Below are 21,556 nucleotides of genomic sequence, written 5' to 3'. Positions count from 1 at the left end.
TTTTTGTGTATATTAAAGTTTACAAAAAACCATTAGAAGTTGTGCTTATGCGTTTGGAAATAACCTGCGACGACCGTCTTGGTATTGCGCAAGATGTATTACAAATACTCCGCGATCATGAAATCGATCTACGTGGCATTGAGGTCGATCCCAAAGGGAAAATCTTTCTGAATTTTCCTGAACTGGAATTTAAAGATTTTCAGCATTTAATGCCGGAAATTCGCAGAATACCGAACGTAAAAGACGTAAAAACAATTGCTTACATGCCTTCTGAGCGCGAGCATTTCGAATTTAAACTGTTACTGAGTAAGCTTCCCGACCCCATACTTTCTGTCGACAGCAAAGGCTTGATTGATATCGCGAACGATGCGGCACATCAGGTATTGAGTGACAACCGCACGGACTTAGTGGGCACGTCGATAAGCTTATGGTTGTCAGGTTTTTCCGTGCAGCGTTGGTTGGAAAAGCAACCAACCGAACCAACCGTGGAACAAATTAGTGCCGGTGGCGCAAAATATTTTGCTGACTTATTGCCGGTGTGGGTTGCAGATGAAACCGGTAAAAACAGTTTTGCTGGGGCCGTTATCACGTGTAAACCCCAGCCATTAGTGGAACAGTGGCAGCGGGGTATCAATCATGATGCGTTCACGCAAATACTCGGTGAGCATGCCAGTATTAAACGGCTGTTGAAAGAAGCTGCACGCATGGCAGAACTCAATGTGCCACTGCTTATTCAAGGCGAGACGGGTGTCGGTAAAGAACTATTGGCTCGCGCATGCCATCAAGCTAGCCACCGTGCAGATAAACCGTTTCTAGCGATTAATTGTGCGGCATTACCCGACAATGTCGCTGAAAGTGAATTATTTGGCCACGGTAAAGGCAGTTTAGGCCCATACACTGAAGCTAAAAAAGGAATTTTTGAGCAAGCGAATGGCGGCACGGTGCTGCTCGATGCTGTTGGCGAGATGTCCAACGGCTTGCAGGCCAAGCTGCTGCGCTTTATCCAAGATGGTCGTTTTCGTCGCATTGGCGAGGAAGAGGAAGTGACCGTTGATGTCCGGATTATATGTTCAGCCCAAGACGACTTGATTGAGCGCGTGGAAGCGGGCAGTTTCCGTGAGGACTTATTCTATCGGTTGAATGTACTGACCTTACAAGTGCCGCCATTACGTGATCGTAAGTCAGATATTGCCATTTTGGCGGAACATTTTACCGTACAAGCATGCCAGCGGCTGGGCCGCAGCTTAATGCTATTAACGCGAGGGTGTCGCGAAGCGTTACAGCGCTATCAATGGCCAGGAAATGTCCGCCAGCTAGAAAACGTGCTATTTCGCTCAATATCGATGTCTGAAGGTGACACTTTGGACGTTGATGATATCTATTTGCCCGGTGCTGACACCTTGCAAGAGAATGTTGCGATTGACCTTGAAGAGGGCAGCTTAGATGAAACTGTGAAAAAATTCGAGGCAACCATCTTGCGTCGTTTATATCCGAGTTATCCGAGTACGCGTCAGTTAGCCAAAAAACTTGGACTGTCCCATACGGCGGTCGCCAATAAATTACGAGACTACGGTATCGGGAAAACGCGGAAGAAATAAGATGTTCGTTGATGGTTAATCGTTATTCGTTAATCGTTAATCGTTAATCGTTATTGGCTTTGAATTAACGAAGAGCGAAGCGTTCGAATAACGAATAACGATTATCATCGTTGTATTCTTTTCTTTACGCCTTTACCACACTTGTATTGAAAAGCTGACACAAAGAGCCCATAAACCTGCCTAATCGTGATCTGTATCAAATACTTTACATATTGTTGCTTTTCCAACCGCCACGCTAATGCATGAATACGCCTAGCGTAACGGCGGCTAAATGCGCATAGTAGAGTGGATAACTTCTTTAAACGCGTCCAAAAATTCGAACAACGCGTTCACGCCAATGAATAACGAGGAAACTATGACTGATATTAATTACAACCCACTACAAACCGACGGTTTCGAGTTTGTTGAATATACGGCGCCTGACGCTGCAGGCATTGCTGCGCTGAAAGACTTGTTTACCAAGTTAGGCTTTACTGAAGTTGCGAAGCATAAATCGAAAGAAGTATGGCTATATAAGCAAAATGGTATCAACTTTATTATCAATTCAGAAGTTGGTGGCCAAGCTGAAGACTTCGCCAAGATACATGGCCCAAGTGTATGCGGCATGGCGTGGCGTGTAAAAGACGCCAAACATGCATTTGAGCATGCTGTTGCCAACGGTGCGAAACCATTTCAGCGCAATATTGCTGAAGGTGAAGAAGATTTTCCGGCGGTTTACGGTATCGGTGAGAGCGTGCTTTATTTCGTTGATAGCTCCATTTACGCAACTGATTTTAACTTCTACGAGAATTGGGAAGCGAAAATGAAGGATCATGCAGCAGGCCTGTATGAAGTTGATCACCTTACGCACAATGTATTCCGCGGCAACATGGATACTTGGGCTGGCTTCTATGAGCGCATCGGTAACTTCCGTGAAATTCGCTACTTTGATATCGAAGGCAAATTAACAGGATTGCTCAGCCGCGCAATGACAGCGCCTTGTGGCAAAATTCGTATCCCAATTAATGAGTCGCACGACGATAAATCGCAGATCGAAGAATATTTGCGTGAGTACAAAGGCGAAGGCATTCAGCATATTGCTTTAACCTCAGACGATATCTATAAAACAGTGCGCGATTTACGCAAGATTGGTATGGACTTCATGCCAACACCAGACACTTACTATGACAAAGTGAATGAGCGCGTTGAAGGTCATGAAGAAGACCTTGAAAAATTGCGTGAGCTACAAATTTTGATTGACGGCGCGCCAATGAAAGACGGTATTTTGTTGCAGATATTCACGCAAACCGTGATTGGCCCAGTGTTCTTCGAAATCATCCAGCGCAAAGGCAACGAAGGCTTTGGCGAAGGTAACTTTAAAGCACTGTTTGAATCCATTGAAGAAGATCAAATCCGTCGTGGAGTATTAAGCGATGCGTAAATGGATTAGCTTTCCGAAACAAGTCGGTGTGGCCTCAAAGCAGGCTCATGCTGACTTTCCGGAGCAAGCGATCTATGAACGCGAAGTAGGGCGTAGTGGTTTCTTTGGGCCCGCTACGCACTTTCATCATCGCCATGCTCCAACAGGTTGGAGTGACTGGGAAGGCGACTTGCGGCCGCGCAATTTCGACTTCAACAAATTAACCAACGTGGCAACCGAGTCACCGTGGCAAGTACCGATGCTGCTGCATAATGCGAATTGCAAATTTCGCATTTGGCACTGTCAGCGCGCTATGGATTATTTGGTTCGCAATGCGGACGGTGACGAACTGCTATTTATTCACGAAGGCCGTGGTGAGCTGTATTGTGACTACGGGCATATCACGCTAGAGAAAGGTGATTATTTCTCAATTCCGCGTTCAACCTCGTGGCGATTAGAGCCAATTGAGCCGATGCACATTGTCATGATTGAAGCGACAAATAGCGCGTATCAGCTGCCTGAGAAGGGCTTGGTTGGCAACCATGCTATTTTTGACCCAGCTTGTCTTGATACGCCGGATATAGATGATGCGTTTAAAGCGCAATACAGTGAAGAAAGTTGGCAGGTCCAGGTCAAACGCCATGGTGAAGTTTCAGTGATTACGTATCCATTTAATCCATTGGATGCGATTGGCTGGCATGGCGATTTAGCACCGGTTCGCATCAATTGGCGCGATATTCGCCCATTAATGAGCCACCGTTACCATTTACCGCCTTCGGCACACACCACCTTTGTTGCTGACGGCTTTGTGGTCTGCACCTTTGTGCCACGCCCGATTGAATCAGATCCGGGTGCACTTAAAGTGCCTTTCTATCACAACAATGATGATTACGACGAAGTGCTGTTCTATCACGAAGGCGACTTCTTCAGCCGTGATAACATTGATAAAGGTATGGTAACCTTCCACCCAGCTGGGTTTACGCACGGGCCACATCCGAAAGCATTTCAAGCCGGGCAAGAGTACCGCAAGAAATTTACGGATGAAGTGGCAGTAATGCTCGATACGCGCCATGCCTTAACCATGGGCGATGTATGCGCAAGTGTCGAAAACCCTGACTATGTGAATAGCTGGAAAGCCAAAGACGACAACAAGGCATAATTAATTATGAAGTTTGCGACTTATCGAAATGGAATGCGCGACGGCCAGCTGATGCTGGTTAGTCGCGATTTGAAAAAAGCAGTAGCAGTGCCGGCACTCGCCGCAACGTTGCAAGAAGTTCTTGACGATTGGGACGGCGTGGCGCCGGAGCTTGAAAAGGTTTATCAAGCGCTTAATAACGGTGAACTTAGCGATGCACAAGATTTTGATGAAAGTTTGTGTGAGTCGCCGTTACCGCGCGCCTACCAATGGGCTGATGGCAGTGCGTATGTGAATCATGTTGAGCTGGTTCGTCGCGCGCGCAATGCAGAAATGCCACCCAGCTTCTGGACTGATCCGCTAATGTATCAAGGTGGTTCAGACGACTTCCTGGGTCCAAAAGACGATATTGAGATGGCCGACACGGCTTGGGGTATCGACTTTGAAGGCGAGATTGCTGTCATTACTGATGATGTACCTATGGGCGTTGAGCCTGCGAAGGCTGGTGACTACATTCGTTTGTTGATGTTGGTTAATGACGTGTCATTACGCGGATTAATCCCAAATGAACTCGGTAAGGGCTTTGGCTTTTTCCAATCTAAACCGTCATCAGCGTTCTCTCCGGTAGCCGTTACGCCAGATGAGTTAGGTGATAAATGGCGCGATAACAAGGTGCATTTGCCATTGTTGAGCTACTATAACGGTAAGCCATTTGGTAAACCCAATGCCGGTGAAGATATGACCTTCGACTTTGCACAATTAGTTGCGCATGCCGCAAGAACGCGTCATTTAGGTGCTGGTGCCGTGATTGGCTCAGGCACGGTGTCAAATAAACAAGGCACGGATCATGGCAGCGCGATTGAAGAAGGTGGTGTTGGTTATAGTTGTATTGCTGAAGTTCGAATGATTGAAACCATTCGCGACGGCAAGCCAAGTACAGGGTTTATGCAATTTGGTGACACCATCAAAATTGAAATGACGGACGCGAGTAACCACAGTATTTTCGGCAGCATTGATCAAAAAGTGGTTCAGTACACACCGTCTGACGATTAATCGCGGAGTCAACTCTATGGAACTCTATGGCTACTGGCGCTCTAGCGCCAGTTACCGAGCGCGTATTGCGCTCAATTACAAGCAGTTAGATTATAACTACATTCCTGTTCATCTCATCAAAGACGGTGGCGAGCAACATAAGCTTTCATATCGCCAGCTAAATCCGAATGGTTTAGTGCCAACGTTGGTGGATGGAACGGTTATTTTGCATCAGTCATTAGCGATTATTGAATACTTGGAAGAAAAACATCCTAAGCCTTCGTTATTGCCTGGCAATGCGCAAAAACGCGGTGCAATCCGCGCGTTAGCACTGGACATTGCAAGTGAACTGCAGCCTTTGATTAATTTGCGGGTTCAGCAATACCTAGTGCGTGAACTTGGCGCAGACGATGCGGCAAAACAAGCATGGTTACAGCACTGGTTTAAGCAAAGCTTTACGGCATTGGAACGGAATTTTGAAGAAGTATCCGGCACTTACTGCGTAGGTGAGGACTTTTCAATGGCGGATGTGTGTCTGGTTCCGCAGGTGTACAGTGCTGAGCGTTTTGGTATTGCGTTGGATGACTATCCGTTGCTTCGTGGTATTTACGCGCGCTTAATTGAATTGCCTTGGGTTGCGGCTGCGCACCCGAGTAAACAGCCTGACGCCGAAAGCTAACCGCAATAACCAAGAGTTTCATCGCAACAAGTAAATGCCCAGCTCGTAAGTTGCTGGGCATTTTGGTTTAATGACTTAATATTGCTAGGCTAACAAGGACCAAAAATAATGAAAACAAAAGTAGCAATTGCTATTGCCGCGGCGTTAATGAGCGCTTCATGCGCAATGACTGATGCCTCCACGTCATCGAATGCGAGTAACCCACCAGCGGTTATGACCACAGCAGAGAATGCCCAAGCGGTAGCGGGGCAAGCGCTGACACTGAATCAGATTATGGCAGATCAGGACTGGGTAGCACGTTCACCAGAAAATGCCTACTGGATGCTTGATGGCAGTGGCGTGCTGTACCAACAAAAGCGTGAAGGTTCACAACTTCGCGACTGGTATCATCAGCCAGTCGGCAAAGATGCGCACCAAGTGCCGCTCGATAAACTCCATAACTATGCCTACAACGATGGTGTGTATAACAGCGATAAATCATTGCTAGCCTATACCTTCGAAGGCAATATCTTTGTTCGTGATATCGCCAATAAGCAAACCCGTCAGTTAACACGTGACGAAGCGCGCCAGTCGCAATTGTTATTTTTAACTGATGGTCGCCTTGCGTATCGTGAAGGTAATGACTTTTTTGTTGTGGAACCGAATACCGGATTAACCCAACAAATTGCTGCTTTAGAAACGGCCGATGCGCCGAAAGCGAACAGCGAACCTAAAGATTTTGTTGCGCGTGAGCAACTCGATTTAATTGAGTTTGTGCAAGTTGAGCGTAAAAATAAAGCTGATCAATTTGAACAGCAACAAGCACTTCAAAATAGCAACGATTCCCTAGCGCCTAAACCATTCTACTTGGGGCAGGGCAAAGAAGTGGTGGCTGCAAGTTTATCTCCGGCTGGCGATAAATTGATTGTGGCGATTAGTGAACCGCGAAAATGGCGTGCCGATGGCGATATCATGCCCAACTATGTGACTGAAGATGGTCGTGTTGCTGCAGAGCCTGTTCGCTCTCGTGTTGCCGATGCCAAACCGGTTGAACATGAAGTGTTGGTGCTTGATTTAAGTACCGGCGAACAAACCACCTTAACCTACAATACATTACCCGGCTGGAGTGAAGATGTTCTTGCTGACGTGCGCCGCGAGAATTACGCCGCGCAAGGCAAAACATATAAGTCAGAACAAAAGCCCCGCCCGATCACGTTATTGCAAGACTGGGGTTGGCGTGAAGGTGCAATTCGTTGGACTGACAATGGGCAACATGCAGCATTAATGCTGGAAGCCTGGGATAATAAAGACCGTTGGATTGCGAGTATTGATTTCGCTGGAAAACGTCTGGTTAATCAAGACCGCTTGCATGATGAAGCTTGGATTAACTATACCCATAACGAATTTGGCTTTTTACCGAACAGCGCGACTTTGTGGTTCCAGTCCGAAGCCGATGGTTATTCGCATCTTTATGTGAAACCGCTAAATGGCAAAACCAAGCAACTCACCAGCGGGAAATTCGTAACAGAAGATCCGACTGTAAGCGGAAACGGCGAATTCATTTATTTCAGTGCCAATAAACCACATCCAGGCAATTATGAAATTTACCGCGTTCGAACGGACACTGCTGCATTGGAGCAACTGACCGAACTGGGTGGTATTAATAACTATGAGCTTAGCCCGCAAGAAGACCAGTTGTTGGTAAAACATTCGACTGCGCTACAACCTGAAGAATTGTACGTACAAACAATTGGTACGGATACCGCGCAGCGTTTAACGCACACTGCGACAGATACGTTCATGGCGTACGACTGGGTAGCTCCAGAAATTGTACCTATTGCATCAAGTCATGTTGATGAGCCTATCTACACGCGAGTTTACTATCCGAAAGACTACGATCCGAACCGTGCCGAGAAATATCCAGCGGTGGTGTTTATTCATGGTGCCGGCTACTTACAAAATGCACATGCTGGTTGGTCGGGTTATCAGCGTGAATTTATGTTCCATACGTTCCTAACCGAACAAGGCTATGTGGTGCTAGATCTCGATTATCGTGGGTCTAAAGGTTATGGCCGTGACTGGCGTACCGCTATTTATCGCCAAATGGGCACGCCAGAAGTAGAAGACTTAATTGATGTGGTGAAGTGGGCGGGTGAAAACACGCACGTTGATACCAATCGCATGGGCACCTATGGCGGTTCTTATGGTGGTTTCTTAACCTTCATGGCGCTGTTCAATGAACCTGGTCTGTTTAAAGCGGGTTCAGCGTTGCGCCCCGTAAGCGATTGGGCGCATTACAACACAGGCTATACGTCAAACATCTTAAACTTGCCAGATGATGACCCGATTGCATACCGTCGTAGCTCGCCGATTTACTTCACCGAAGGGCTAGAAGATGCGCTATTGATCAACTCACCGATGGTTGATGATAACGTGTTCTTCCAAGACAGTGTGCGGGTTGTTCAGCGCTTAATCGAACATGAAAAAGAAGACTTTGAAACGGCTATCTTCCCGGTTGAACCACACGGTTTCCGTCAGCCTTCAAGTTGGTTAGATGAGTACCGTCGTATCTTTAAGTTGTTTGAAGAGAATCTGAAGTAATATTAACTTGTTTCAGATATAAAAAATCCCAGCGTAAGCTGGGATTTTTTTGTTTGCTACCTTGCAACCCTTATTGGGTTTTCGTCATTTCAGCAACAGTGACTGAGCGTGCTTCGGCAAAACTTGCCACTCGCGCATCTTTGCTAAACTGCAGGCGAACACTTTCATCAGCTACTTTTAGCGGCGTGAAGTTATCGGTACGCACCGCGGCACTGGCCTTGGCCATAGCTGCAGTAGTCGTTTTACCACGTACATGAATGGCTTTTACCGGTTCGGCAGCTTTAGTCGGTTTAGGCTTCTCAGCTGTTTCAGTTGCTGCAACTTCAGCGACTTCTTCTTTGACCGGTGGCTTTTCAGCGGCTTCGGGTTCAGTTGTTGGCGTTGGAGCTGCAGTAGGCGCCGGTTCTTCAGTAGCCGGTTTGGTTGCTTCTGTAACTTCTTCTTTTGCAACTTCAGGCTCAGGAGCAGCCGTTGCAGCAACGGTAACTTCAGGTTCAGCTGACACAGTTTCCGGTGCCGTTGTTTCTTCGGCTTTCACTGGCTCGGCTTTCGCTTCATCTACTTTCACGTCATCAGCTTTCACGTCATCCGTTTTAGCTTCTGCTTCACCATTTTCTTGTTCTGCTTTACGACGCTGACCAGCAGCACGTTGATGGCGTGGCGAACGACGGCTGCGATTGCGGCTGCGATCGTTTGATTCACCTTCGGTTGCATCAGCTTCTGGTGCTGCGTCTGCTGCAGGTTTGATTTCAGGCGTTTTCTCAACGGCTTGTTCAACTGGGGTAGATGCCGGTGCTTGCTTGGCTTCATCACTTGTTGGTTGCGGTTGTTGCTGAGATGCTTTTGCTTCTGCAGCAGCATCAACTTGCGCACTCGTTTGCGGCGCAGCATCACCGTGCTCGGTACCAACACGTACAGATTGATCCAGTTTACGACGTTGACGGCGAACTTTAGGCTTCGCTGGCTTACGTTCTTCGCTGGCTGCTTCTGGTGCAGTGGCTTCGGCCGTTTTAGCTACAGCATTCGTATCTTGTTGATCGGTTGCTGGTTTGTTGCGATTACGGCCACCACGACTGCGACGACCGCCACGCTCATTGCGTTGCTCTTTGTTGTCGTCTTTTGCAGGCTTGTTATCCGTTGGCTTCGCAGCTGCATCAACCGTTGTGCCTTCTTTATCCGCGTCACGGTTACGGTTGCGGTTATTACCACGGCGACGATTGTTGTTACCACCGCGGTTATTACGGCGCTGATTGTTTGCATTCGGACGCTGTTGCGTTGATTTCTTGTCTTTCGTTGAGGCGTCGTCTTCACTGCTAAAGAGCGCGCTTAACCATTTACCTAAGCGGGTGAGTAACCCTGGGCCTTTAGCTGCCTGCACTGCAGGCTTGTCTGGGGCTGCTGTTGGTGCTGGGGCTGCCGGAGCTTGTAGGCCTTTTAAAGCTGGTTCTTCAAAGCTTGGCTTGTCTTTATTGAGCACAATCTCGGTGGTGGTGTCTTCCGGTTTCTCAATTAAGGTGAAGCTATTGGCTTCATCAAGCTCATCACTGCGTAAACGTTTCACGTCAAAATGCGGTGTTTCTAAGTGTTGGTTTGGTATCACCAACACTGATACATCATGACGCTTTTCAATATCAAAAATTGATTGACGCTTTTCGTTCAACAAATAGGTCGCAACAGTTACAGGTACTTGTGCTTGTATTTGAATGGTGTTGTCTTTTAACGCTTCTTCTTCAATTAAGCGCAAAATTGACAGGGCCAGCGATTCTGCTGAACGAATGGTGCCGTGGCCAGTACAACGTGGGCACACGTGGTTTGACGCTTCACCAAGTGATGGGCGTAAACGTTGACGTGACATTTCTAACAGGCCAAAACGTGAGATGCGTGCGCACTGAATGCGAGCACGGTCTTGCTTTAAGCTGTCACGTAAACGGTTTTCAACTTCTCGTTGGTGACGTGCTGGTGTCATATCAATGAAATCGATAACAACCAAACCGCCAACATCGCGCAGGCGCAATTGACGCGCAATTTCTTCTGCCGCTTCTAAGTTGGTTTGGAAGGCTGTTTCTTCAATGTCACCACCTTTGGTAGCGCGCGCAGAGTTAATATCAATTGATGTTAATGCTTCCGTTGGGTCAATAACGATTGAGCCACCGGAAGGCAAGCGCACTTCGCGTTGGAAAGCAGATTCAATCTGGCTTTCAACTTGATAATGATTAAATAACGGAACATCACCTTGGTAAATTTTGACGCGATTCACAAAATCAGGACGGATTAAGGTAACGTGTTCGCGTACTTGCTCAAAAATCTTTGGGTTATCAATAAGTACTTCGCCAATATCGCGGCGCAGGTAATCACGAATAGCACGGAACACCACATTGCTTTCTTGGTGAATTAAGAACGGAGCAGGGCGCGATTTTGCTGCTTTTTCGATGGCTTCCCAGTGGTGAAGTAAAACGTTTAAGTCCCACTCGAGCTCTTCTTGTGATTTACCAACGCCCGCGGTGCGCACGATTAAACCCATGGTATTGGGGAGATTCAATGCGTCTAGCGTTGCTTTTAATTCGCTGCGTTCTTCGCCTTCAATACGGCGTGAAATGCCACCTGCGCGTGGGTTATTTGGCATCAGCACCAAATAGCTACCAGCAAGCGATATAAAGGTTGTTAAGGCTGCGCCTTTCTGGCCGCGTTCTTCTTTGTCAATTTGAACAATTACTTCCTGGCCTTCCGAGATGACATCTTTGATGTTCGGACGCCCAGAAAATGAATAGCCACTAGGGAAATAAGTTTTCGCAATTTCTTTGAGAGGTAGGAAACCGTGACGCTCTGCGCCATAGTCAACAAAAGCGGCTTCTAAGCTTGGTTCGATTCGGGTTATTTTACCCTTGTAAATATTCGCTTTCTTTTGTTCGTGACCTGGGCTTTCGATATCCAGATCATAAAGACGCTGGCCATCAACCAGCGCAACGCGCAGTTCTTCTTGCTGCGTTGCATTAATTAGCATTCTTTTCATTGTATGTGACTCATTATGTCGGGCCACAACACGGTACGACAGGCTTTCGCCATCGCTATTTCGAGATTGAATTGTTTTAGGTTAGGGTTAGTCGATCAACACCTAACATCCATCTCCCGTTCAACAACTAGTTATAAACGTGAGATTGCAATTTGTTACCAAGCCGAAATGCGCTTGTAAAGGCCATACTGCGTTGCAGCACTGGTTCTTCAATTCTGGTTTGATTTAATTAAAGGCGGCGCGCTCAATCAATCTTCATCATCTAAATACGGATAAAGATGAGCCAATGATATTCCGTGCCATCAACTTCTCGACGCCGTAGCTTTGGCTACGTACTTTCGTAAGCTGAGGTGGACGTATTGGCAGTGACGCTTTCCGCTCAAACCACGCGTTAAATTTTTACTCTTTAGCTGCATCATTGCGTTGTGCAAATGATGTACCGCTCTCTATAAATCGGTGCGGATTTTTCCGATTCCTGATTATCCCATGAAAATCGTTGTAAATACAAGATGAACATTGTCAAGAGCTCATGCTAAAATCCGCACCCTATGAGCGAACAAACAAACATATCACAAGGCGTGCACTTCCAAACGGTTGAATCTGGCTACGAAGAGCAACGCATCGACAACTATTTACTTGCGCAATTAAAAGGCGTTCCCAAGTCATTGGTGTATCGAATTCTGCGTAAAGGTGAAGTGCGTGTTAATAAGAAGCGTGTAAAGCCTGAATATAAACTGCAGGTTGGCGATGTAATTCGTATTCCACCGGTGCGTATTGCCGAAGCGAATCCATTGCCTTCTGCCAAACTTGATCAAGTGCAAGCGCTGCAACACCAAATACTTTATGAAGACGATGTGTTGATGGTGATGAATAAGCCAGCGGGGCTTGCGGTGCATGGCGGCTCAGGCTTGCAGTTCGGGTTGATTGAAAGTTTACGCTCGCTGCGCCCAGATGCAAAACAAATGGAACTGGTGCATCGATTAGACCGCGAGACAAGTGGCTGCATTCTAATTGCCAAGCGGCGATCAGCGCTGCGTAGCTTGCACGAACAATTACGCAATAAAACCATGGATAAGCAATATTTGGCGTTGGTGCGTGGGCATTGGCAAAAACATGTGAAATTTATTGCGGCGCCGCTGTTAAAGAACACACTGAAGTCAGGCGAGCGGGTGGTACGGGTTGATGCTGCGGGAAAACCTTCGGAAACTCGGTTTCGTATTGTTGAGCAGTTTGCTCACTGTACATTGGTAGAAGCTTCTCCGATAACCGGACGCACACATCAAATTCGTGTGCATGCACTGCATGCCGGTCACCCAATAGCTTGCGACCCGAAGTATGGGGATAGCGACTTTGATCAACAAATGCAGCAAGTCGGATTGAATCGACTCTTTTTACACGCGCACAAATTGACTTTTAAGCATCCGCAAACGGAAAAGCAAATTACCGTTGATGCGCCGCTTGATGAAGCTTTACGACAAACATTAATTCGACTCGGCGGACGCTGTTTTATATGAAGTACCCACTGATAATTTTTGATTGGGACGGCACCTTGATGGACTCGGTAGGGCGCATCGTGTCTTCAATGCAGCGTGCTGCCGCGCTTTTGTCGCTCCCAGCTCCGACGGTGGAGTCGGTGCGTGAAATTATTGGTATCAGTTTGGAACCAGCAATTGAACAATTGTTCGGGCGGCTTTCGAGCGAACAATTTGACGCGTTTATGCACGTTTACCGTCAGCAATATGTGCATGATGACATCACCCCTTCACCGTTATTCGAGGGGGCGCAAGCAATGCTTGAAGGGTTACGGGCGCGAGGATACACCTTAGCCGTTGCTACCGGTAAAGCGCGCCATGGGTTAGAGCGGGTTTGGCAAGAAGCCAATATTCATGAGTTATTCCATCTATCACGGTGCGCCGATGAAACCGCCTCAAAACCCGATCCACGCATGCTCAATGAGATTCTTACAGAAACAGGGTTTTCGGCACATCAAGCGGTTATGGTTGGCGACTCAGTGCATGACATGCGCATGGCTGAAAATGCCGGAATAGCGCGCATTGGTGTAAGTTTTGGGGCGCATGATGCACAACGTTTGTTACAGCACCAGCCCTTGACGATTCTGGATGACTTGGCCACGTTACCAAGCTATGTGTAACGCTGAGCAGATAGTTTACTAAGTGAATAAACCGCAGGTTAATGTCTATGAAAACGAATTTGGTGCTCGCTTCCACTTCGCCATTTCGCCGTGAGTTACTGGCTAAAGTTGTGCGCGAATTTGACGTTGCGGCCCCCGAAGTTGACGAAACGCCGCGCCTTAATGAGTCGCCTTTGGCGTTGGTTGAGCGTTTAGCTATCGCGAAAGCTAAGGCGTTAGCGAATAAGTTTCCTCAGCACGTTTTAATCGGCTCCGATCAAGTTGCCGTGGTAGAAGGTACTATTCTGGGGAAACCCGGCACTGAAGCCAATGCGATTAAACAACTGCAGGCCATGCGCGGCAAAACGGTTACGTTTTTAACGGGGTTAGCTGTTTATGACAGTAAGCAGCAACGCCTGCAGTCTTGTGTTGAGCCGTTTAAAGTTCAGTTTCGCGATATAAGCGATGCTGAGATTATTGCTTATGTAAAGCGTGAACAGCCGCTCAATTGTGCCGGTAGCTTTAAAAGTGAAGCGTTAGGCATCAGTTTATTCGCTGCATTGCAGGGCGACGACCCCAATACCTTGGTTGGTTTACCACTCATTCGGTTGCTGGCAATGTTGCGCAATTGGGGGATTAACCCACTGCTGGACGAAAACACGCTGTAAACCTGCAAACATATGGCTTGAAACCCATGTAATTTTGCGAAAAGCACTTGTGTTCATGCATCGATTCCATTAATATTCGCGCCCTATGCAGAAGGTTCGAGTACCGATTACGGTAGATCCGGTTAAAAGTGCCGGCAAGCAATTGTCTTATATCGGATTAGTTCCGGGGGAGGCGCTTGCTCGTTTGCAAGAGTTGTTGGTTGAGCCATGTCCTGATGTGGATACTTCGTTATTTTTTGAAGTTGACGAGCAGGGCATAAAACGTATTCGCGGTGATTCACAGGTAACTGTGCAAGCAAGCTGCGAACGTTGCGGTGACACCATGACGGTTCCGTTACAGTGCACATTTATTTATGCGCCTGTTACGAAACGGCAAAAGGCCACCGATATGCCAGAGGGCTACGAATCAGTTGAGCTGGATGAACTCGGTGAAGTGAATCTGCATGCGTTGGTTGAAGATGAGCTGATATTGGCGATGCCGGTTGTGGTCAAACATGACGAGCGCGAATGTCGGGTAGATAGTAACGCAATGCAGTGGGGCGATATTGAAGACTCCCCCGAAGCAAAAGGAAATCCTTTTGCTGTGTTGCAAGAATTAAAGCGCAAATAAACTTAGGAGATAGCGTAAATGGCTGTACAAAAGAATCGGAAAACTCGTTCGAAGCGCGACATGCGTCGTTCTCACGATGCACTGAGCGGCCCTACACTGTCGGTTGACTCTACCTCTGGTGAAACGCATCGTCGTCACCATGTAACAGCTGATGGTTTTTATAAAGGCCGTAAAGTAATTAACAAGTAACCAGTACAGGATAGTGAGGCTATGGCCGCACTGACACTGGCACTTGATGCAATGGGGGGCGATCATGGCCCCTCAGTTGTAATTAACGCTTTGCAACAGGCGTTAAAAGCATTTCCCGACGTTCATTTTATGCTGGTTGGGGATGACTCTGAGCTAATTCCGCTATTAAAGCATGCAAAGATAGATCGCCACCCTCGCATTATACTCAAGCACGCAAGCCAAACCGTTACCATGACGGATAAGCCAGGTTATTCGCTACGTGCGAAGCCAGACTCGTCGATGCGTATCGCGTTAGAGTTGGTGGCCTCAGAAGAGGCTGCCGCGTGTGTCAGTGCCGGTAATACCGGTGCACTAATGACCAAAGCTTACTTTACCCTGAAAACTTTGCCAGGTGTTTTACGACCAGCATTAATGTCAGCCATACCTCAACAGCAGGGCGGTTCGGCATTCGTTCTTGATTTAGGTGCAAACCCGGTTTGTGACTCGGATACATTGTTCCAATTTGGGGTGATGGGCTCAGTTGCGGCACAAGAGGTATTAGGTATTAAAGAACCTCGGGTTGCACTGCTAAACATGGGCGAAGAAGAAATTAAAGGTAATGACGTGGTGAAAGCCACAGCTGCCTTGTTGCAGCAGTCACAACACATTAACTATATTGGCTTTATTGAAGGAGATGACTTGTTTTCTGGTAAAGCCGATGTAATTGTATGTGATGGTTTTGTCGGCAATATTGCACTGAAAAGCTGCGAAGGACTGGCCGAACTTCTTCTCAATAATATCAAATCAAATATTCACGACCACTGGCTGACACGTTGGTTTGTGAAACTCTTTTACCAGCGTTTACAGCGTTCATGGGATTGGTTGAAGCCCGACCACTACAACGGCGCGAGTTTGATAGGATTACGGGGTGTCGTTATTAAAAGTCATGGTGATGCAAATGTACGCGCGTTTTTTAGCGCCATTGAGCAAGCTGTGGAAGAGACACAACGGGATCTACCAACGCGAATTCGCGATCGGGTAGAACAAGTTCTGTTAGAACAGGAATAAATCTTATTATGCAAGCAACGATTGCGGGAACTGGCCATTACTTACCGAGCCAGCGCCTGACTAATGCCATGCTGGAGAAGCGGGTCGAAACCAGTCACGATTGGATTGTCGAACGCACTGGCATACATGAACGACGCATTGCTGAAGCTGGCGAAAGCGCTGCTACCATGGGGGTAGCAGCAGCACGTCAGGCGTTATTGGCTGCAGAAGTTGCAGCCGACGATATTGATTTAATTGTGGTGGCAACCACGTCAGGCGAGCGCGCGTTTCCGAGCGTAGCGTGTGAAATTCAAGCGGCGTTGACCGAGAATAATATTCCGGCTTTCGATATTGCTGCTGCATGTTCAGGATTTATCTTTGCCCTTAGCGTTGCCGACCAATATATACGTAGTGGTATGTATCAGCGGGTGCTAGTGATTGGCACGGATGTATTGTCACGGTTATGTCATCCGGATGATCGCAATACCCTGGTGTTATTCGGCGATGGTGCTGGAGCTGCGGTTCTTGAGGCATCAGACAAACCTGGTATTTTATCAACGCACTTAAATAGCGCAGGTGAATTTGCTGACCTACTTGGTGTGAACCACATGTCGCGTACCTCACCGGAACAGTTAAGTGAAGCTTGGATGTACATGAAAGGCAACGAAGTATTTAAAGTTGCGGTAAGCAAGCTTAGCGAGCTGGTGGTGGATACTTTAGCAGCCAACCAATTGGTAGCGAGTGACTTGGATTGGTTGGTGCCACACCAAGCAAATTTACGTATTATTAAAGCGACAGCACGAAAGTTAAAAATGCCGATGGAGCGGGTGATTACGACACTCGAATATACGGGAAACACCTCTGCGGCATCGGTTCCCATTGCATTGGATGTCGCAATTCGTGATGGCCGGATTCAACGCGGTCAAAAATTATTACTTGAAGCCTTTGGCGGTGGTTTTGCCTGGGGCTCGGCACTTGTAGAATATTAATTTATAAGGAAGTACTCATGCGAGCTTATGTTTTTCCAGGACAAGGTTCACAAGCTGTTGGTATGTTGGCGGATGTTGCCGCCGAATATCCGGTTATTGAAGCGACCTTTGCTGAAGCAAGTCATGTACTCGGTTATGATTTATGGGCATTGGTGCAAGATGGACCGGCAGAGCAGCTTAACGAAACACAACGCACGCAACCCGCTTTATTAGCTGCGAGTGTAGCGCTATACCGCGCCTTAGAACAGGCTGGCGTGCCAGCACCTGAATGGATGGCTGGGCATAGTTTAGGCGAGTATTCTGCGCTGGTGTGTGCTGGTGCTTTAGATTTTAAAGACGCGGTAAAACTGGTCGCTACCCGCGGCAAGTTGATGCAATCTGCGGTGCCAGCTGGTATTGGTGCGATGGCCGCAATTATTGGCTTAGACGACGAGTTGGTCAAGCAGGCTTGTGCAGAGTCAGCTGGAGACGAAGTTGTAGCGGCGGTGAACTTTAATTCACCGGGGCAGGTTGTAATTGCAGGCCACAAAGCAGCAGTTGAACGTGCCGGCGCTGCCTGCATTAAAGCAGGCGCGAAGCGCGCACTGCCGTTACCGGTAAGTGTGCCATCGCATTGTTCACTCATGCAGCCTGCGGCAGAACAAATGGCGGTTGAACTCGGTAAATTGACCGTGAATACACCGCAAGTTCCGGTGGTGAATAATGTGGATGTAGACGCGCCACGCGAAGCTGATAAAATTCGTGACGCATTGGTTCGTCAGCTTCATTCACCAGTAAGATGGACCGAAACTGTTGAATATTTGGTGCAGCAGGGTGTTACAGAAATTTTTGAAATTGGCCCAGGTAAAGTGCTTACGGGGTTAAATAAACGAATCGACAAAGCCATTCAGGGTGAAGCGGTCAATACCGTTGAGGCTCTAGCAGCAAGGAAATAATATGTCTGACTTAATGAATTTAGAAGGGCAAGTTGCCTTAGTAACGGGCGCCAGTCGTGGTATTGGTAAAGCGATTGCCGAACAATTGGTTGCGCGTGGTGTCAAAGTTATCGGCACCGCAACAACTGAAAAGGGTGCTCAAGCTATCAGCGATTATTTAGGCGCAAACGGCGAAGGTCTTGCGTTAAATGTAACGGATGCAGAGAGTATTGCGGCAGTATTGAAGCATATTGACAGCACCTATGGGCAGTTGGATATTCTTGTCAATAATGCCGGAATTACCCGCGATAACCTGCTGATGCGAATGAAAGACGATGAATGGGATAGTGTCATGGACACCAATCTAAAGTCTGTTTATCGTTTAAGCAAAGGGGTTATGCGCGGTATGATGAAACGTCGGCAAGGGCGTATTATCAATATTTCATCGGTAGTTGGCACCACGGGCAACCCTGGCCAAGCGAATTATTGCGCAGCGAAAGCTGGTTTAGCTGGGTTTACCAAGGCATTAGCGAAAGAAATTGCTGCGCGTGGTATTACAGTGAACTGCGTGGCGCCGGGCTTTATTGATACAGATATGACCAAAGCGTTGACCGATGATCAGAAACAAGCGATTTTTGCCAATATTCCGGCATCACGCTTGGGCCAACCAGAAGAAATTGCTGCAGCTGTGGTGTTTTTAGCTTCACCAGGCGCTGCATATATTACGGGCGAAACCATCCACGTAAACGGTGGTATGGCAATGGTATAAGTGATTTTTCGCGGCAAGGGGTATGACCTGTCAAGGTTAGACCAATTTTTGCTTTATTATTGTCGCGTCATTCACTACACTAAGCCCAATTTTGAACTCGTGACCTAAAATCAAGGGACATATATACAATGAGTACTATTGAAGAACGCGTAAAAAAAATCATCGTTGAACAACTAGGTGTTAAAGAAGAAGAAGTGAAATTAGAAGCTTCTTTTGAAAATGACCTTGGTGCAGACTCGCTGGACATCGTTGAATTGGTAATGGCTCTGGAAGAAGAGTTTGAAACCGAGATTCCAGATGAAGAAGCAGAGAAAATCAGAACCGTTGAAGCGGCTATCGATTACGTGAAAAATCACGCAAGCGACTAAGTCATCGAATTCGGAAAGGCGGAATGAAAATTCCGCCTTTTTTGTATGTGGCTCAATGGGCAACCCCTCTCATCACAATCCCTTGACCGTGGCCTGCAATTTGGCGATGGGCACTTCACTACACTCGTTATTCGACACCACCGCATAGAATATTGGCCGCGTCACTGGCAACGTTTATCGACTGCCTCTGAGCGCTTGGCAATGGCATTGCCCGAACAAAAGCAGGTGCTGTCATTATTGGAAGATATTGCTGCGGAGCACGTGCACTGTGTGGTAAAACTCATTATTACCCGAGGTGTAAGCAAGCGGGGCTATGGTGTTACAGCGAATCAGCCAATTAACTGGTACGCGACAATCTCAGATTTACCGCATTGGTCGTCGCAAGGCTTAAGCGTGGCACAAGCAAAACTTCGGTTAGGGCAGCAGCCGCTCTTGGCTGGCTTGAAAACGTTGAATCGTCTAGAGCAAGTTTTGTTGACACAGGAGCGTGATTCGCTCGGCGTTGATGACTTATTGGTGTGCGATTCACAGCTTCACATTGTAGAGGCGATCAGCAGCAATTTATTCTGGTATGATGGCGATAACTGGCGGATTCCGCTGTTAAAAACGGCCGGTATAGCCGGTATTATGCAAGCTGAAATCTGCGCCGCCGTGTTGCCTGAAGCAATACCGACCGAAGCTACTTATACTTCGGTTGCCTCAGCTCAGCAGGCTTTTTTGTGCAATACTGTGTTGGGTCCACGGCCTATCGCGAAGATAGACGAACGTGTGTTACCCAAGGCGCTATTACCAGAGGTTGTTCATCAGTGGTATTCAAACGTTTTATACAATTCTTAATTGCTGCGGGTGTAATCGCACTCGCTATCAGTGTTTTTCTAATTTGGTATGGGTTCAAACAATTGCAGCAACCTTTAGGTATGCCTGCACCTTTACTATTCGAAGTAAAACGCGGCATGCACGCGCGTACAATTATTTCCGAACTAAACAATCAAGGTGCCCAGTTGCGGGTTACACCCACGTATCTCGCCAGCCGGATCTTGGATAAGCCTGAGCAGCTGCAGGCGGGCGTGTATCAAGTAATGCCTGAAGACACTGTGAAGGGGCTTTGGCGAAAGCTGCGTAATGGCGAGCAATATCAATTTCGTGTGGCACTCGTTGAGGGCCGCACGCTGTTCGAGTGGTTGCAACAACTGCAGCAGAGCGACCATTTGAAGCAAACCTTGCAAAATGTTCCCCCAAAGGAACTGAATCAACAACTTGCTTCGCATCTGAATGTGGAGATGGCGTCTTTTGAAGGCCAGTTTTTCCCAGACACATATAACTACACTGCTGGCACCAAAGATATTGATATCCTCAAACAAGCTTTTCAGCGCATGCAGGGGGAATTATCTAATGTGTGGGCTTCGCGTGACGCCGATTTACCCTATGAAAATGCTTTCGAGTTGCTTATTATGGCGTCAATCATTGAAAAAGAAACAGGGTTAAGTGGCGAGCGTAAACGGGTCAGTTCCGTCTTTATAAATCGTTTGCGGGCCGGTATGCGCTTGCAGTCTGATCCAACCACAATATATGGAATTGACGACTTCGATGGCAATTTAACGCGCGCACATTTACGCGAACAAACTGCGTACAATACCTATCGAATTAATGGGTTGCCGCCAACGCCTATTGCGATGCCAAGTCTGAGTAGCCTCCAAGCTGCGGCTCACCCTGAAACAACGGATTATTTTTATTTTGTGGCGGATGGTTCGGGCGGTCATGTTTTTTCCAAAACACTGGCAGAGCACAACCGCGCGGTTAATAAATACCAAAGGAATCAAAACTAATGCCAAGCGGCAAGTTTATCGTAATTGAAGGCCTGGAAGGGGCAGGTAAGAGCTCCGCTATGGCGAGTGTTGTGAATCACCTACATGCCAAAGGAATTGCCACACAAACGGTTCGTGAGCCGGGCGGAACGAAGCTTGCTGAGGCAATTCGGGATTTAGTAAAGGGCGATTGGGAAGAAAAGCTAACGGCGGAAACCGAGTTGCTGCTGATGTATGCCAGTCGTTCGCAATTGGTTGAGAATGTTATTAAGCCGGCGCTGGCTAAGGGAGTTTGGGTTATCGCCGATCGTCATGACTTGTCCTCTAGAGCCTACCAAGGCGGTGGGCGTCAACTCGGTGATGAAAAACTAACGGCATTACGAAAACTTGTGTTAGGCGATTTTGTTCCCGATCTTACCTTACTGCTTGATGTTGATCCCCAGAAAGGGTTAGCCCGCGCGCGTGAGCGCGGTGAGCTTGATCGCATTGAACAAGAAGACGTTGCATTTTTTGAGCGCACTCGAAACCGGTATTTAGAGATTGCCGAGAATGATGCGAATATTTGTGTCATTAACAGCAATCAAGACATGGAGTCGGTTCATCGCGACCTACTTCATGAACTTGAACAGCATTTATTTAATTAACGCAGAG

20 protein-coding genes are annotated in these 21,556 nt (G+C 47.5%); 19 read left to right on the top strand and 1 reads right to left on the bottom strand.

Features of this window, described 5'->3' with window-relative positions; all coding sequences use genetic code 11:
• Window positions 1-47: 47 nt before the first annotated feature.
• From tyrR to ACN0UY_RS02860, 6 genes are all read left to right on the top strand, one after another.
• Window positions 48-1,598, top strand: coding sequence for a transcriptional regulator TyrR (gene tyrR, locus ACN0UY_RS02885; protein WP_417665905.1), 1,551 nt, complete (start codon window positions 48-50; stop codon window positions 1,596-1,598).
• A 355-nt stretch (window positions 1,599-1,953) separates the two neighbouring features.
• On the top strand, window positions 1,954-3,018 hold the full coding sequence (gene hppD / locus ACN0UY_RS02880) for a 4-hydroxyphenylpyruvate dioxygenase (RefSeq protein WP_417665284.1): 1,065 nt from the start codon (window positions 1,954-1,956) through the stop codon (window positions 3,016-3,018).
• Window positions 3,011-4,156, top strand: coding sequence for a homogentisate 1,2-dioxygenase (locus ACN0UY_RS02875; RefSeq protein WP_417665283.1), 1,146 nt, complete (start codon window positions 3,011-3,013; stop codon window positions 4,154-4,156). The genes hppD and ACN0UY_RS02875 overlap by 8 nt, the downstream gene beginning before the upstream one ends.
• 6 nt (window positions 4,157-4,162) lie before the next feature.
• Window positions 4,163-5,188, top strand: a complete 1,026-nt coding sequence (locus ACN0UY_RS02870; protein ID WP_417665282.1) for a fumarylacetoacetate hydrolase family protein — start codon at window positions 4,163-4,165, stop codon at window positions 5,186-5,188.
• Window positions 5,189-5,204: 16 nt separating this feature from the next.
• A complete protein-coding gene (gene maiA, locus ACN0UY_RS02865; RefSeq protein ID WP_417665280.1) occupies window positions 5,205-5,846 on the top strand; it encodes a maleylacetoacetate isomerase in 642 nt (213 codons plus the stop codon).
• A gap of 108 nt (window positions 5,847-5,954) precedes the next feature.
• Entirely contained in the window at window positions 5,955-8,426 is a 2,472-nt protein-coding gene (locus ACN0UY_RS02860) for a prolyl oligopeptidase family serine peptidase (protein WP_417665279.1), read from the top strand.
• Between the two features lie 70 nt (window positions 8,427-8,496).
• On the opposite strand, the gene rne is transcribed toward ACN0UY_RS02860, so the two are convergent.
• Complete coding sequence (gene rne / locus ACN0UY_RS02855) at window positions 8,497-11,436, bottom strand: ribonuclease E (protein WP_417665278.1); 2,940 nt, start codon at window positions 11,434-11,436, stop codon at window positions 8,497-8,499.
• Window positions 11,437-11,984: 548 nt separating this feature from the next.
• Between rne and rluC the strand changes: the two genes are divergently transcribed.
• The 13 genes from rluC to tmk all read left to right on the top strand — a co-directional run bounded on the left by rluC (window position 11,985) and on the right by tmk (window position 21,549).
• The gene (gene rluC, locus ACN0UY_RS02850; protein WP_417665277.1) at window positions 11,985-12,950 is read left to right on the top strand and encodes a 23S rRNA pseudouridine(955/2504/2580) synthase RluC; all 966 of its coding nucleotides are present in this window, start codon (window positions 11,985-11,987) and stop codon (window positions 12,948-12,950) included.
• Window positions 12,947-13,588 (top strand): HAD family hydrolase, encoded by a 642-nt coding sequence (locus tag ACN0UY_RS02845; protein ID WP_417665276.1) that lies wholly within the window; start codon window positions 12,947-12,949, stop codon window positions 13,586-13,588. The genes rluC and ACN0UY_RS02845 overlap by 4 nt, the downstream gene beginning before the upstream one ends.
• 47 nt (window positions 13,589-13,635) lie before the next feature.
• Window positions 13,636-14,235, top strand: a complete 600-nt coding sequence (locus ACN0UY_RS02840; protein ID WP_417665275.1) for a Maf family protein — start codon at window positions 13,636-13,638, stop codon at window positions 14,233-14,235.
• An 85-nt stretch (window positions 14,236-14,320) separates the two neighbouring features.
• Window positions 14,321-14,845, top strand: a complete 525-nt coding sequence (gene yceD, locus ACN0UY_RS02835; protein ID WP_417665274.1) for a 23S rRNA accumulation protein YceD — start codon at window positions 14,321-14,323, stop codon at window positions 14,843-14,845.
• A gap of 18 nt (window positions 14,846-14,863) precedes the next feature.
• On the top strand, window positions 14,864-15,034 hold the full coding sequence (gene rpmF / locus ACN0UY_RS02830) for a 50S ribosomal protein L32 (protein WP_128351594.1): 171 nt from the start codon (window positions 14,864-14,866) through the stop codon (window positions 15,032-15,034).
• 21 nt (window positions 15,035-15,055) lie between these two features.
• Complete coding sequence (gene plsX, locus ACN0UY_RS02825; RefSeq protein ID WP_417665273.1) at window positions 15,056-16,081, top strand: phosphate acyltransferase PlsX; 1,026 nt, start codon at window positions 15,056-15,058, stop codon at window positions 16,079-16,081.
• Window positions 16,082-16,089: 8 nt separating this feature from the next.
• Complete coding sequence (locus ACN0UY_RS02820; RefSeq protein WP_417665272.1) at window positions 16,090-17,049, top strand: beta-ketoacyl-ACP synthase III; 960 nt, start codon at window positions 16,090-16,092, stop codon at window positions 17,047-17,049.
• A gap of 17 nt (window positions 17,050-17,066) precedes the next feature.
• The gene (gene fabD / locus ACN0UY_RS02815; RefSeq protein WP_417665271.1) at window positions 17,067-17,984 is read left to right on the top strand and encodes an ACP S-malonyltransferase; all 918 of its coding nucleotides are present in this window, start codon (window positions 17,067-17,069) and stop codon (window positions 17,982-17,984) included.
• Between the two features lie 13 nt (window positions 17,985-17,997).
• Window positions 17,998-18,732: a 3-oxoacyl-ACP reductase FabG gene (fabG, locus tag ACN0UY_RS02810; RefSeq protein WP_417665904.1), complete on the top strand. Its 735-nt coding sequence runs from the start codon at window positions 17,998-18,000 to the stop codon at window positions 18,730-18,732.
• A gap of 128 nt (window positions 18,733-18,860) precedes the next feature.
• Window positions 18,861-19,100, top strand: coding sequence for an acyl carrier protein (gene acpP / locus ACN0UY_RS02805; protein WP_417665270.1), 240 nt, complete (start codon window positions 18,861-18,863; stop codon window positions 19,098-19,100).
• A 45-nt stretch (window positions 19,101-19,145) separates the two neighbouring features.
• Window positions 19,146-19,937 (top strand): aminodeoxychorismate lyase, encoded by a 792-nt coding sequence (pabC, locus tag ACN0UY_RS02800; protein ID WP_417665269.1) that lies wholly within the window; start codon window positions 19,146-19,148, stop codon window positions 19,935-19,937.
• Window positions 19,907-20,926, top strand: a complete 1,020-nt coding sequence (gene mltG, locus ACN0UY_RS02795; RefSeq protein WP_417665268.1) for an endolytic transglycosylase MltG — start codon at window positions 19,907-19,909, stop codon at window positions 20,924-20,926. Before pabC ends, mltG begins: the two co-directional genes overlap by 31 nt.
• On the top strand, window positions 20,926-21,549 hold the full coding sequence (tmk, locus tag ACN0UY_RS02790) for a dTMP kinase (protein WP_417665267.1): 624 nt from the start codon (window positions 20,926-20,928) through the stop codon (window positions 21,547-21,549). Before mltG ends, tmk begins: the two co-directional genes overlap by 1 nt.
• Window positions 21,550-21,556 lie beyond the last annotated feature (7 nt).

The organism is Pseudidiomarina sp. (assembly GCF_048268165.1).
Classification (GTDB): domain Bacteria; phylum Pseudomonadota; class Gammaproteobacteria; order Enterobacterales; family Alteromonadaceae; genus Pseudidiomarina.
The sequence above is the reverse complement of the archived record's forward strand: the minus strand, read 5'-3'. Positions and strand labels throughout refer to the sequence as shown.

Excerpts from the sequence above, each read along its gene's own strand:
- tyrR (WP_417665905.1), top strand. The coding sequence starts at position 48 with ATGCGTTTGGAAATAACCTGCGACGACCGTCTTGGTATTGCGCAAGAT.
- hppD (WP_417665284.1), top strand. The coding sequence starts at position 1,954 with ATGACTGATATTAATTACAACCCACTACAAACCGACGGTTTCGAGTTT.
- ACN0UY_RS02875 (WP_417665283.1), top strand. The coding sequence starts at position 3,011 with ATGCGTAAATGGATTAGCTTTCCGAAACAAGTCGGTGTGGCCTCAAAG.
- ACN0UY_RS02870 (WP_417665282.1), top strand. The coding sequence starts at position 4,163 with ATGAAGTTTGCGACTTATCGAAATGGAATGCGCGACGGCCAGCTGATG.
- maiA (WP_417665280.1), top strand. The coding sequence starts at position 5,205 with ATGGAACTCTATGGCTACTGGCGCTCTAGCGCCAGTTACCGAGCGCGT.
- ACN0UY_RS02860 (WP_417665279.1), top strand. The coding sequence starts at position 5,955 with ATGAAAACAAAAGTAGCAATTGCTATTGCCGCGGCGTTAATGAGCGCT.
- rne (WP_417665278.1), bottom strand. The coding sequence starts at position 11,436 with ATGAAAAGAATGCTAATTAATGCAACGCAGCAAGAAGAACTGCGCGTT.
- rluC (WP_417665277.1), top strand. The coding sequence starts at position 11,985 with ATGAGCGAACAAACAAACATATCACAAGGCGTGCACTTCCAAACGGTT.
- ACN0UY_RS02845 (WP_417665276.1), top strand. The coding sequence starts at position 12,947 with ATGAAGTACCCACTGATAATTTTTGATTGGGACGGCACCTTGATGGAC.
- ACN0UY_RS02840 (WP_417665275.1), top strand. The coding sequence starts at position 13,636 with ATGAAAACGAATTTGGTGCTCGCTTCCACTTCGCCATTTCGCCGTGAG.
- yceD (WP_417665274.1), top strand. The coding sequence starts at position 14,321 with ATGCAGAAGGTTCGAGTACCGATTACGGTAGATCCGGTTAAAAGTGCC.
- rpmF (WP_128351594.1), top strand. The coding sequence starts at position 14,864 with ATGGCTGTACAAAAGAATCGGAAAACTCGTTCGAAGCGCGACATGCGT.
- plsX (WP_417665273.1), top strand. The coding sequence starts at position 15,056 with ATGGCCGCACTGACACTGGCACTTGATGCAATGGGGGGCGATCATGGC.
- ACN0UY_RS02820 (WP_417665272.1), top strand. The coding sequence starts at position 16,090 with ATGCAAGCAACGATTGCGGGAACTGGCCATTACTTACCGAGCCAGCGC.
- fabD (WP_417665271.1), top strand. The coding sequence starts at position 17,067 with ATGCGAGCTTATGTTTTTCCAGGACAAGGTTCACAAGCTGTTGGTATG.
- fabG (WP_417665904.1), top strand. The coding sequence starts at position 17,998 with ATGAATTTAGAAGGGCAAGTTGCCTTAGTAACGGGCGCCAGTCGTGGT.
- acpP (WP_417665270.1), top strand. The coding sequence starts at position 18,861 with ATGAGTACTATTGAAGAACGCGTAAAAAAAATCATCGTTGAACAACTA.
- pabC (WP_417665269.1), top strand. The coding sequence starts at position 19,146 with ATGTGGCTCAATGGGCAACCCCTCTCATCACAATCCCTTGACCGTGGC.
- tmk (WP_417665267.1), top strand. The coding sequence starts at position 20,926 with ATGCCAAGCGGCAAGTTTATCGTAATTGAAGGCCTGGAAGGGGCAGGT.